We start from the raw sequence: 11,132 nt of genomic DNA on the forward strand, positions 1-11,132 counted from the left end.
ATCACCGCCAGCAGCCCCGAAATCCTGCGCGAAAAGACCCGCCCTGAAGAAATCCATCTCTACGAAAGCAAGGACCATACGGACAACTTCCTCTCATGCATCTACGACGGCAAGCCTACCGCGACACCCATCGAAGTCTCGCACCGCAGCATCACCATCGCGCATCTCGCCAACATTGCCCTGCGCACTGGCAGCACTGGCTTGAAGTGGGATCCGAAGTCGGAGACCATCGCCGACAATGCCGCCGCCTCCGGACTGCTCGCCAAGGAATGGCGCAAGCCATGGGCGCTTTGATCCAGTCTTATCCAAGACCGCCGCATGCCCAAACATTCCCTGTCCTCGCTCTGGTGCAGAACCATCTTGACGATCCCCCTGCTTCTGGGGGCCTTCGCTCTGGTTGGAATGCAGGCGCAGGACACCATCAAGATCGGTACGCTCCAGCCCTTGGAGACCTTGCCTTCACTCGGGCCACCAGTCCCGGTGAGGCCTCAAACAACAACTCCGGTGGCTGCTCCCGCAGCCCTGCCTGAGGCACCTCCTCTCGCTGCACCACCGCCACTGCCCACCAGCACTTCGCTCATCATCACCGGACCGATTGCGCAGGCTTATCTCTACATTGAACCTTACCAGACGCGCTTTGAAGTTCTCTTTGATGCGGCCACCGTGCTCGAGTGGCTCTCACCAGGTGCCGCACTGCCGGAATCACTCACAGCTGATCAGCAAAAGCAGATCGTCGAAACCATGGCGGCGCGCACTTCTGACTGGTGCGCTCTGAGCGTTGGCGATCAGGCGCTGCAAGTGCCAATGCCTCTGGTCGCGGTGATCAAGGGGTTGCCCGGAAACACGCTGCCTTTGAAGGAGGGGGAAGATGTGGCCCTGAACCAGGCGCTCGTCGGCTTCATGTGGGAGTTTGCCACACCACCGGGCCCGGATGAAATGAATGTCACCTGGAATGGGTGGATCAAAGGCACGACCAAGCTGCCCTTGCGGGTCTTCTTTGGTCCCTTGAGCGAGACCGGGGAAATTTACTCCTCGGTCAAAACTTTCCGCTGGCGCAATCAGGGCCGCATGACCCGCCCGACACCGCTGGCAGCGGTGCCACAGATTTCACTTCAGCTGCCATTGCGCTTGCCGCTGGGCGGCATCATGTGGGTGGTCACCGGTCTGGTGTTTTACATCTACCTCAAGGTGAAAGATTATAGGCTCCCCGGCGGCAGTCTGCCCTATTTTTTCGTCTGGCTGCTGGGGGCGGTGCTCATGAGCCAGTTGCTGGTGCTGCCTATTCAGATGGGGCCTGCCGCTCCGGCGGTCACCCAGGTCGAAGAGGCGCAGGGGATCGTCTCTCCGCTGCTGCGCAATGTGTATCGTGCTTTTGACCACCATGCAGAGTCAGACGTCTATGACGTGCTGGCCCGCAGTGTTGATGGCGAGCTGCTGCGCAAGTTGTATCTCGAAACCATTCAGGCGCTCACCCTCGATGGCCGTGAAGGCACCCGTGTTACCATTGCCGAATTCTCCGCCACTGTGGACAAAGTGGAGCCTGATCCCAAAGGCGAAGGCTTTATCGCAGATTGCAACTGGATGGCCCGTGGCATCGTCGGCCACTGGGGGCACAGCCACCCCCGCGTCAATATTTACAATGCGCGCATCACCATCACGCCTGTGAATGACGAGTGGAAGCTCACCGGCCTCGAAGTGCAGGAAGTGCGGCGGCTTTAGCGGGGTCAATTGCTGAAAGAATTGGCCGCGATGATGCCGATCAGGACCAGCAGCAGCACAATCAGTATCACCCAAACCACGATGGAAGTTTTTCGCTTCACATGTGGGGTAGCCGCGATGATCTGCTGATACTCTGGAGTCATGATGAACTTGCCCTGCTGTCCCGAGACCTTAATCAGGATGTAAATATTGATCAGTGTGCCAATCGGAAAGCCGAGGAGACCAATGCTGGAAAGGATGATAGTGGGAATGCGGGCCCAGCTCTGCAATCGACGCAGACCGTATGCCACGATGCCCTGCCCGGTGCCGACGGCCAATAATACCACTCCAATAATGATTGAGACCAACAACGAATCTCTGCCAGTACGGATACCCGTGATTATCATGAGCACGCCGTAGAGAATCAAGGCGAAAGCACCAAGGTAGTAAAGTATGCCTACCGACTTGATGGTCGCCTCAGTGTTGATGTGCTCTTCGCGTATGAGTTCGTCTCGAGAGGTGGTTTGGAGCACCTGAGCCTGAGGCGCTGCGTAGGGATTGATTTCCATGTGTGCGCTTTGCAACTCTTAGTTAAAGTAGTCAATTGACTTCTATAATGTTTCGACACAAACATCCCTTTCGCTGCGTATGTGACCTATGCGTCACCTGCTGCTCCTTTTCGCCATACCCGTCTTAGCCGCCGATCTTCCACCGGACAAGGACAGTGCCATCCCCGAAAGCGGCAAACGTCCTGTCGTCATCACCGGCAAGGCATCACTCGCCCTGCCGAAGCACGATCTTCCTGATGGCTACACTCTCGAAGTCGCCGCCGCATCACCGCTTGTCACGCATCCCATCATGGGCTGTCTCGATGACAAAGGCCGCCTCTTCGTTGGCGATGCCGTCGGCGTGAACTGGAACAAGGCGATGCTCGAAGCGAATCCCCCGAATCGCGTCCTCATGCTCGAAGACACCGACAACGACGGCACCTTCGACAAAAGCACCGTCTTCGCCGACAAGATGACGTTTCCCCAAGGGGCCTGCTGGTTGAACGGCAGCCTCTACGTCGGCTCACCGCCCGGCATCTGGAAACTCACCGACACCGACAACGACGGCGTCGCCGACCAGCGCGAGATGATTGTCGGCGGCTTCGACTACACCGGCAACGCCGCCGACATCCACGGCCCATTTCTGCATCCCAACGGCCGCCTCTACTGGTGCCATGGTCGCAAAGGCCACAAGGTCGTGCAGAAAGACGGCACCCTTGTTGATGAATCGCTTGCCTGCGGCATCTGGAGCTGCAAACCCGACGGCACGGACATTGCCTGGCACTCCCTCGGCTGCGGCGACAACCCCGTCGAAGTCGATTTTACGCCGGATGGCGACATCATCGGCGTACAGAACCTCTATTACTCCCAGCCCCGTGGTGACACCCTCATCCACTGGCTCTACGGCGGCGTCTATGAGCGCGCAGATCAGCTCAAGGCCATCGCGCATCTGCCGCGTACGCTCGAAACCATGCCCGTGATGTACAACTTCGGCCACGTCGCCGTCAGCGGCTCCTGCTTCTGGAAGAACTACGGCAGCGCGAACAAGAGCGCACAGCAGTTCATGGTCACCCACTTCAACACCCAGCGCCTCGTGCGCATGGAGCTCACCCCGAGTGGCAGCACCTACAAGGCCGTTGAAAACGAATTCCTCAAACTGCATAACCCCGATATCCATCTCACCGACGTGATGGAAGACCCACGCGACGGCTCCCTCCTCCTCATCGACACCGGCGGCTGGTTCCGCATCGGCTGCCCCGCCAGTTTGATGGCGAAGTCGGATTTGCTGGGTGCCATTTACCGTATCAAACCGAAAAAACCGCGGCTCGCCATCCGGAGCACCGACGATTCCGTCCGCAAAACAGAACTCCAATCGCAAATCGTAGCGCTGAAGTCGAATGATGAGCACGCACGGCGTTATGCGTTGGAATGGGTTGCAAAAAATCTGCCTCACGATGGCGAGATTTTGGGCGTGTTAGGAAAGTTGCTGGACCAGGAGCTCGACCCCTCATCTGAGCATCTTTTAATTTATGCGCTTCGCCAAATGAAGCCGCCATTTCATAGCGGTCCTGCCTCGGACCGATATCTGAGCCGTTGGCTGTTGGTTGAATTGGCCCGGCATGGTTCCGAGAGAAGCTTCGCCAACGAGATCGAGCATTCACTTACTCGTCTCGATCCTGAAATGTCCCCGCCCCTGGCTGATGCCATTCGGAGATCACTTGAAGTGGTGCCTGATGGGGACCAGCTCGCAGCTTCGGCTTTCACCGAATGGCTTAAAGCATCCGACCTGACACAGGGAAGAGTGACATTTATCAAACAGGTCATTTCCGGACACCTTGCGAAGCCTTCCGCGCAGTCCCTCGTTACTGCAATGCTCGCTCACAGCTTGGTTGATGTCCGCATGGCGGCTATGAGCATCCTCGCCGCCCAAACCTCGGGTGCCACCAACGAAGCCTGGATTCCAGCGCTCGACAAGCTCCTCTCTGAATCCCCCACGCCTCTCGTTCTCGACGCCATCAAGAAACTCAAGACCCCGCACTTCGACGCCGCGCTCCTGTCCATCGCCAATGACACCAAGCGGCCCCTCTCGATTCGCCTCAAAGCCCTCGATTCCGCCAAATCGGTCAAGCTCACTGGCGAAACGTTCACGCTGGTCAAAGGCGTTCTCTCCGACGCCAACTCTTCTTCGGCTGCGAAAATTCAAGCCGCAGGCATGATCGCCAGCGCACCTTTGGCAAAGCCACAACTTCTCGAACTCGCGCCACTCTTTGCCACGCTGGGCCCCGTCGAGCTCAAAGCGCTGCTCGGCATCGTGCGCAAATCGAAGGAGCCTGAAGTCGGCCGCACGTTCGCCGTTGAGATTGCTAAGAGTCCCATCATCGCCAGCCAGCAGGAGAGTGCCTACCGCACGGCCTTCAGCGACCTGCCACCGGACATTTTTGAAACAGTCATCCTGCCCGCCTACAACACCGCCGTTGCGGCCACGGAGGATAAGAAGCGTCAGTTAGGCCCGCTGGCGGACAAAGTCATCACCAGCGGCAACGCGGCGAATGGAAAGAAGCACTTTGAGATGGGGAAGGGGACTTGCATCGCCTGCCACAAGATCGGTGAAGCGGGCCGCCCCATCGGTCCCGATCTCTCCCACATCGGTGCCATCCGCACTGAGCGCGACCTGCTCGAAAGCATTCTCTTTCCCAGCAACACGCTCGCGCGCGACTACGAAGCCCACGTCATCGAAACCAGCGATGGCCAGCAAACTCTAGGCGTGATCAAATCCCACACCGCCGAAGGCCTGCTCGTCATCGACATCGCCGGCCAGGAAAAAACCATCGCACATCAAACTATCGCCGGTGACACGACGCTGACCAACAGCCTCATGCCTCAAGGCTTGGATCAAACGATGCCCGAAGACGAATTGCTCGACCTCGTCGCGTGGCTGCGCAGTTTGAAATGATTTTCTGGGTCCGGCCTTTTTTCCTTCTTTCCGCTCTTTCGGCCAATTTAACCGGCGCTACTCCGCCTCCAGCATTCGCTTCGCTGCCTGCAGGTGCTCCTTTTGTTCCGGCGGCAGTTCGGGGTATTTCAGCTTCATGCTCTGCATCTCATTCAGGATCGCGGCGCTGACGATGAGGCGCATGTTCTTCTTGTCATCCGCAGGGACGACATACCAGGGACATTTCTCAGTGGCGGTGGCGCGGATGGCGTCTTCATACGCCTCCATGTATTCTTTCCAGTGGCCGCGCTCGCCCACGTCGCCCTCTTCAAATTTCCAGTTCTTGCTGGGTGTGTTGATGCGGGCGAGGAAGCGCTTCTTCTGCTCGTCCTTTGATACATTGAGAAAGAACTTGAGGATGAGGATGCCGTTGCGATGGCAGTAGGCCTCGAAGTTGGCGATGTCTTCAAGCCGGTCTTTGAAAAGCTTGTCGATGTTCTTCGTCGTGTGTTCTGGCAGACGCTGAACCTTCGTCACGATCTCGGGGTGAACGCGGCAGACCAGCACCTCCTCGTAATAGCTGCGGTTGAAGATGCCGATGCGTCCTCTTGGCGGCATCACCCGAGAAGTGCGCCACATGAAGTCATGATCCAGTTCATCCGCCGTGGGCCGCTTGAACGCATGCACCTCCACGCCCTGCGTGTTCACCCCGCTCATCACATGCTTGATGGTGCTGTCCTTGCCGGCTGCGTCCATTGCTTGAAACACGAGCAACAAGGCCTGCTTGTCCTGCGCATACATCTTCTGCTGCAAGTCGTCGATCTCCGTGCGGAACTCGGCGATCAGCGATTCGTAATGGGCGTCGTCTTTGTAAAGCCCCTTTACCTTCGTCTTCGCTTTCTTGATGCGAAAAGGTTTGCCATCGGGCACGCGGAAATCATCGAGGTCGAGCTTGAGTTTCATAAGGTGTAAAGGTGGCGGGAGTTAACAGCAATGAGACTTGATGAACAGGAAGAACTGCGAAGTCGCGACATCAAGAGTCTGCTCCCTGAGCAAGCGTTCACCCATTCAAGCGTCCGATAAGCATGGGCACAAAAAAAGGGCGGGGATGAACCCGCCCTTTTAAATGTTCTTTTCCCTATGCCGAATTATGCGGAGACAGGGGACTCCGGCGCGCCGGGGGCCTTTGGAAGGGTGAAGCGATAGCGGATCTTGCCACGCTTGGCTGCAGCACGAGCTTTGCGCTTGGTGCGAGCTGATGGCGTCTCATGGGCGCGCAGGCGGCGGACTTCTTCAAGGATGCCATCCATTTCGAGGCGGGTCTTGAGGCGTTTGAGAGCGCGGTCAACGGGCTCGCCTTTGCGGATCTGAATTTCGGTCATAAAACGGGTCTAGGTGGTTTGGGAAAAGGGCTGTGAGAGTAGGGGAATGAGGGCGATCGTCAAATGGAATATAGCCTCAAGCGACGAGAGTCTGCTCGCGATCCGGGCCGACGCCGATGAGGCTGACGCGTGCTCCGGTCAGTTCTTCGAGGCGTTTCAGGTAGGCTTTGGCCAGTTCCGGGAGGTCGGCGAACTTCTTGATGCCGCTGAGATCCTGCTTCCAGCCCTGGTGGGTTTCGTAAACAGGGACGCAGGCGGCCAGATCGGCAGCGGTGCTCGGTGGGTAGTGGATGGTCTTGCCGCGCAGGGTGTAGGCGGTGCAGATCTGGATGGTGTCGAGGCCGTCCAGGCCATCGAGGTTGGTGATGGCGAGTTCATCGGCACCATTGACCATGACGGCATAGCGTACCAAGACGGAGTCCAGCCAGCCGCAGCGACGTGCGCGGCCGGTGGTTGCACCGAATTCGCGGCCCATGTTGTGCAGCATGTCGCCAATGGCGTCGTTCTCGGTCACGAAGGGGCCGCTTCCGACACGGGTGGTGTAGGCCTTGCCCACGGCGACGACCTTGTCGATCATGCGCGGAGGGACGCCAGAGCCGGTGCAGGCACCGCCGGAGGTGGTGTTCGACGAGGTGACGAAGGGATAGGTGCCGTGGTCGATGTCGAGGTAGGTGCCTTGAGCGCCTTCAAAAAGGAGGCTTTTGCCTGCTTTGATCGCCTCATGCAGGTAAACAGTGGTGTTGGTGATGTGCGGAGCCAGCGTTTTGGCGGCTTCGAGCATTTCCTTCACGGTTTCTTCCACGGGGACGAGTTCGACGCCGAGTTCAGCAAAAGTGACGTTGTGGCGGGCAAGACGGTCACGAAGTTCTTCTTCGAAGATCTCCGGCTGGGTCATCAAAATGGTGCGCAGACCATCGCGCTCGACTTTGTCGGCGTAGGCGGGGCCGATGCCACGACCCGTGGTGCCGATCTTCTTGTCGCCACGCTTGGCTTCGCGCACCTTGTCCAGACCGCGGTGGTAGGGCATGACCAGGTGGGCGGTTTCGCTGATGAGGAGATTCTCCGGGGTGATGGTGACCCCCTGGCCGCGCAGCTTGGCCATTTCAGCGAGCAGACCGGTGGGATCCATGACGACGCCGTTGCCGATGACGCAGATTTTATCTTTCCACAGGATGCCGGAGGGGATCAGGTGCAGGATGTACTTGCTGCCGTTGCTGATGACGGTGTGACCGGCATTGTTACCACCGGCTGCACGGACGACGACGTCCGTGTTCTCGGTGAGATAATCAACGATTTTACCTTTTCCTTCATCGCCCCACTGGGCGCCGACAATGATTGTATTAGACATGGATTCTTTTCTTGGAGTGGCGGCATGATGAAGCCGCAAGGGTTGTTTTCATGACGCGCAAGCCGTACCATGGCAGTCGGAAGGACCGCTGGGGTGCTCCGAACGGGAGCGGGGATCGCGAGCGCGTGCTTGTTGTCAGTCTCAGGCTCCCATTAGCTGGGCAAAATAAACGGCGGCACCGCAGGCCAGAAGGCCAGCAACTCCGAGCAGGGTGGTCAGAGCCCCACCAGGATTTTTTTGCTTCACTTTCGGGCCAAAGCCGGTGCGCAGGCGGCCATTGTAAGGAGCGCTGCCATAGCCGCTGGATGCAGTGGAGGTCGGGGCGGAATAAGCTTCTTCTTCTGCTTCGCCATCGCCGTGGAACACACAGTTCACATTGCCGAGCTGAAACGCACCTCCAGACGCGAGATTGACGTGATCGACACGGGAACCGCCGACTTTGGTGCCGTTGGTGGAGCCGAGGTCGGTGAGCGTCCAGGAACTGCCGTCGAAAGCAAATTCACCGTGATGACTGGAGACGGAATCGTCAGCAATGATGAGCTGGTTGTCATCAGCACGTCCCACGGACATGCGTTCGGCGTCGAGTTCGAGGGCACCGGAGGCACCTTCAGGAGTGGTGAATTGAATACGCGGCATAACAGAGCAGTTCTAGCAGGCTGGGGCAGGGGAGGCAAGAGAGATTCACTGCAGGCGGCTGAGAGCTTGCGCGGGCGGGCGTTCTTGCTAGGAAGACGGACAACCATCCCCGCGACCCTCGTGACCCAAATTTTTGAAATCCTCGGTAAATTCGACTCTGAAAGCGACTGTCACAAGCTGCTGTACGCTCCCCACCCGCTGCCGCTGAAGTATCGCGAGGGGCGTGTGTACAAGATCGAATTCGAAGGTGATGAGGCGGCGCTGAAGGCTTTTGTGGACAAGGTTTTGATCGACTCCATCAGCCAGGAGGCCCGCATCGGCGGCCAGCCAGCGTTTGAGAAAGCCGCTTTTGTGTTGGAATACGGGATGAAAGGTGCGGCGCTGGATCTCGAAAAAGAAATGATCCTTAATTACTACCGCAGCATCCAAAATGCCGGGTTTGAAATCAAGAAGCTGACCCTGCGGACCCGGATCTATGTCTTTGGCGAAGGTGCCGAACCGGCGCAGTTCGTGCGTGACATTGTAAATCCTGCGATCCACACGCACGAGGTGCTTAAGGCTGCCTGATCAATACCTGCACGGCTTTCGATAGCAGGCGTGCATGAGTGGCGTTTGTGGTTGCCCCATGAACCCGACGACCACCAACTCAAGACTCCTGTCCCTCGATGCCTTTCGTGGGTTCATCATGCTGCTGATGGCATCCGGGGGCTTTGGCATTGTGCAGATGGCAGCCGCTCATCCAGGCAGCATTTGGGAGTTCTTGAAGCCGCAGTTTGCGCATCAGGCCTGGCAGGGCTGCTCCTTATGGGATCTGATTCAGCCGAGCTTTATGTTCATGGTGGGCGTGGCCGTACCCTTTTCGTATGAGAAGCGGCGTGAGCACGGCCAGTCGTTTTTTGGCATGGCCTGGCATGCGCTCACGCGGTCGATTCTGCTGGTGGCGCTGGGGGTGCTGCTGGCCACGCATGCGGGAGACAAGCACACGGTATTTCTGTTTACGAACGTGCTGGCGCAGATCGGGCTTGGTTACTTCCTGCTCTTTTTGTTCTCACGCATGGGCTGGGAATACATGCTCTCTGCGATCATTCTGATTCTGGCGGGCTACACCTGGTTCTTCATCGATCACCCTTTGCCGTCGTCGCAGGATCTCGCCGCCATCGCCGGAATGAAAGGCACGGAGCAGGCGATGCTGCCGGGCTTTGCCGGGCATTGGAATATTCATACCAATGCCGCAGCAGCGTTTGACCGCTGGTTTCTCAATCTGCTGCCTCAGGCGCAGACGTTCCAGCATAACCCTGGCGGCTATCAGACACTGAACTTCATCCCAGCGCTCGCCACCATGCTCGGTGGTGCGGTCACCGGGGAGTTTCTGATGCGCAGTCTGAAAACAGAGCGTGGCAGGTTTAGCACGCTGCTGGTCACCGGCATCCTGCTGGTGGTGGCGGGAACCGCGCTTGATTTCAAGATACTGCCAGTGGTGGGGACGCAGCTGGATCAGTACACTCTGCTGCCAGTGGTAAAGCGCATCTGGACGCCCTCCTGGGCCATTCTGAGCGGTGGCTGGGTGCTCATCCTGCTTTCGGTTTTTTACTGGCTGGTGGAGGTGCGCGGCATGCGGCGGCTGGTTTACCCGCTGGTGGTCGTGGGCACGAACAGCATCGTGATTTATCTTCTGCACAGCTTGTGCGCGGGCTGGATCAACGAGAATCTCCACAAGCACCTGCCAGAGACGGCCTTTCCAGCGTATTGGGTACCGGTCATTGAGCGTTGTGGCGTGCTTTTTGTGCTTTGGCTGGTCTGCTGGTGGCTGTATAAACAGAAGGCCTTTATCAAACTGTGACCCCTCGATTTTTTTACCTCGTTGTCATCGCCTGTCTCGCCGCTTGTCAGCACAAGCAGGACGCCACCACGCCTGCGCGTAATTTGGAAGAAGAGGCGCGCTTGCACACAGCCGGGCTCATCCTGCTGCCTGACTTGCAGCATGCCAGTGCTTGGGAAAAACTCATTCACGCGGACATGGGGGTGCCCGGGAGTAAAATCGAGGTGGTGGCTGGTCCGGGCTTCACCACGGTGACCATTAGAGATCTCAAAAACCGGGCAGATATCGAGCGAGTCGCTCAGGAACTGCGGTCGATTGCTGAGAAAAAGCCGGACAAGTTTGGCGTGACAAAGGTGGAGGTGCGGCTCAACAACGCTGCTACCACGATCAATCCCTTTGTGCTGCCCACGGAGTCAGCTCCAGCCACGCCTAATCCGGGTTCGGTTCTCCCAACGCTTTCATTACCGCCGCTCCGCATCGACGGCCGCTGAGAAGTGCGCCGTTGATCGAGACCTGCTCACACCAGTCGCCGCAGCGGTAGAGGCCGGGCTGGATCACGCTGGCAAGTGGGCTGTCACCGAGGCGTAGCTGCCTGCTCTCCGGCTGGGCATGTCGGATCTGATAGGTGCGCAGGTGACGCCATTTGGAGACGACGGCCTCTCCGAACCATGTGCGCATCTGCTCGCGTACGACCTGTTCCAGTTCAGTGCTTGATGGCGCACCGATGATGGAGGCGGAAAGGAGGTGCTGTCCCGGCGGCGCATAGTGC

11 protein-coding genes and 1 pseudogene are annotated in these 11,132 nt (G+C 58.1%); 6 read left to right on the plus strand and 6 right to left on the minus strand.

Annotated elements, in window-relative coordinates; translation table 11 throughout:
* Together PSV43_RS24315 and PSV43_RS24320 are read left to right on the plus strand one after the other, a co-directional pair.
* Positions 1 to 294, plus strand: a pseudogene (locus tag PSV43_RS24315) (gfo/Idh/MocA family oxidoreductase); the annotation flags it as partial.
* Positions 295 to 318: 24 nt separating this feature from the next.
* Positions 319 to 1,719 carry a hypothetical protein gene (locus PSV43_RS24320; RefSeq protein ID WP_300203816.1) on the plus strand — a complete coding sequence of 467 codons (1,401 nt, stop codon included), beginning with the start codon at positions 319 to 321 and terminating at the stop codon, positions 1,717 to 1,719.
* A 5-nt stretch (positions 1,720 to 1,724) separates the two neighbouring features.
* Here the strand turns inward: PSV43_RS24320 and PSV43_RS24325 are convergent, their stop codons facing one another.
* Positions 1,725 to 2,267, minus strand: coding sequence for a hypothetical protein (locus tag PSV43_RS24325; RefSeq protein WP_300203818.1), 543 nt, complete (start codon positions 2,265 to 2,267; stop codon positions 1,725 to 1,727).
* Positions 2,268 to 2,355: 88 nt separating this feature from the next.
* On the opposite strand from PSV43_RS24325, the gene PSV43_RS24330 reads away from it, so the two are divergent.
* Positions 2,356 to 5,199, plus strand: coding sequence for a PVC-type heme-binding CxxCH protein (locus tag PSV43_RS24330; protein ID WP_300203820.1), 2,844 nt, complete (start codon positions 2,356 to 2,358; stop codon positions 5,197 to 5,199).
* Between the two features lie 57 nt (positions 5,200 to 5,256).
* Here PSV43_RS24330 and PSV43_RS24335 read toward each other — a convergent pair whose 3' ends face one another.
* The 4 genes from PSV43_RS24335 to PSV43_RS24350 all read right to left on the minus strand — a co-directional run bounded on the left by PSV43_RS24335 (position 5,257) and on the right by PSV43_RS24350 (position 8,544).
* The gene (locus tag PSV43_RS24335) at positions 5,257 to 6,141 is read right to left on the minus strand and encodes a polyphosphate kinase 2 family protein (protein ID WP_300203822.1); all 885 of its coding nucleotides are present in this window, start codon (positions 6,139 to 6,141) and stop codon (positions 5,257 to 5,259) included.
* Between the two features lie 185 nt (positions 6,142 to 6,326).
* On the minus strand, positions 6,327 to 6,560 hold the full coding sequence (gene rpsU / locus PSV43_RS24340; protein WP_300203824.1) for a 30S ribosomal protein S21: 234 nt from the start codon (positions 6,558 to 6,560) through the stop codon (positions 6,327 to 6,329).
* A 76-nt stretch (positions 6,561 to 6,636) separates the two neighbouring features.
* Positions 6,637 to 7,908: an adenylosuccinate synthase gene (locus PSV43_RS24345; RefSeq protein ID WP_300203826.1), complete on the minus strand. Its 1,272-nt coding sequence runs from the start codon at positions 7,906 to 7,908 to the stop codon at positions 6,637 to 6,639.
* A gap of 141 nt (positions 7,909 to 8,049) precedes the next feature.
* Positions 8,050 to 8,544, minus strand: a complete 495-nt coding sequence (locus PSV43_RS24350; RefSeq protein WP_300203828.1) for an FHA domain-containing protein — start codon at positions 8,542 to 8,544, stop codon at positions 8,050 to 8,052.
* Between the two features lie 120 nt (positions 8,545 to 8,664).
* On the opposite strand from PSV43_RS24350, the gene PSV43_RS24355 reads away from it, so the two are divergent.
* The 3 genes from PSV43_RS24355 to PSV43_RS24365 are packed head-to-tail and all read left to right on the plus strand — an operon-like array spanning position 8,665 to position 10,854.
* Complete coding sequence (locus tag PSV43_RS24355) at positions 8,665 to 9,111, plus strand: hypothetical protein (protein ID WP_300203830.1); 447 nt, start codon at positions 8,665 to 8,667, stop codon at positions 9,109 to 9,111.
* 58 nt (positions 9,112 to 9,169) lie between these two features.
* Entirely contained in the window at positions 9,170 to 10,384 is a 1,215-nt protein-coding gene (locus tag PSV43_RS24360; RefSeq protein ID WP_300203832.1) for a DUF5009 domain-containing protein, read from the plus strand.
* A complete protein-coding gene (locus PSV43_RS24365; RefSeq protein WP_300203834.1) occupies positions 10,381 to 10,854 on the plus strand; it encodes a hypothetical protein in 474 nt (157 codons plus the stop codon). Before PSV43_RS24360 ends, PSV43_RS24365 begins: the two co-directional genes overlap by 4 nt.
* On the opposite strand, the gene PSV43_RS24370 is transcribed toward PSV43_RS24365, so the two are convergent.
* The coding region (locus PSV43_RS24370) for an FAD-dependent oxidoreductase (protein ID WP_300203836.1) at positions 10,793 to 11,132 on the minus strand (340 nt) is incomplete at its 5' end. The genes PSV43_RS24365 and PSV43_RS24370 overlap by 62 nt on opposite strands.

The organism is Prosthecobacter sp. (assembly GCF_029946185.1).
GTDB lineage: Bacteria > Verrucomicrobiota > Verrucomicrobiia > Verrucomicrobiales > Verrucomicrobiaceae > Prosthecobacter.

Excerpts from the sequence above, each read along its gene's own strand:
- PSV43_RS24320 (WP_300203816.1), top strand. The coding sequence starts at position 319 with ATGCCCAAACATTCCCTGTCCTCGCTCTGGTGCAGAACCATCTTGACG.
- PSV43_RS24325 (WP_300203818.1), bottom strand. The coding sequence starts at position 2,267 with ATGGAAATCAATCCCTACGCAGCGCCTCAGGCTCAGGTGCTCCAAACC.
- PSV43_RS24330 (WP_300203820.1), top strand. The coding sequence starts at position 2,356 with ATGCGTCACCTGCTGCTCCTTTTCGCCATACCCGTCTTAGCCGCCGAT.
- PSV43_RS24335 (WP_300203822.1), bottom strand. The coding sequence starts at position 6,141 with ATGAAACTCAAGCTCGACCTCGATGATTTCCGCGTGCCCGATGGCAAA.
- rpsU (WP_300203824.1), bottom strand. The coding sequence starts at position 6,560 with ATGACCGAAATTCAGATCCGCAAAGGCGAGCCCGTTGACCGCGCTCTC.
- PSV43_RS24345 (WP_300203826.1), bottom strand. The coding sequence starts at position 7,908 with ATGTCTAATACAATCATTGTCGGCGCCCAGTGGGGCGATGAAGGAAAA.
- PSV43_RS24350 (WP_300203828.1), bottom strand. The coding sequence starts at position 8,544 with ATGCCGCGTATTCAATTCACCACTCCTGAAGGTGCCTCCGGTGCCCTC.
- PSV43_RS24360 (WP_300203832.1), top strand. The coding sequence starts at position 9,170 with ATGAACCCGACGACCACCAACTCAAGACTCCTGTCCCTCGATGCCTTT.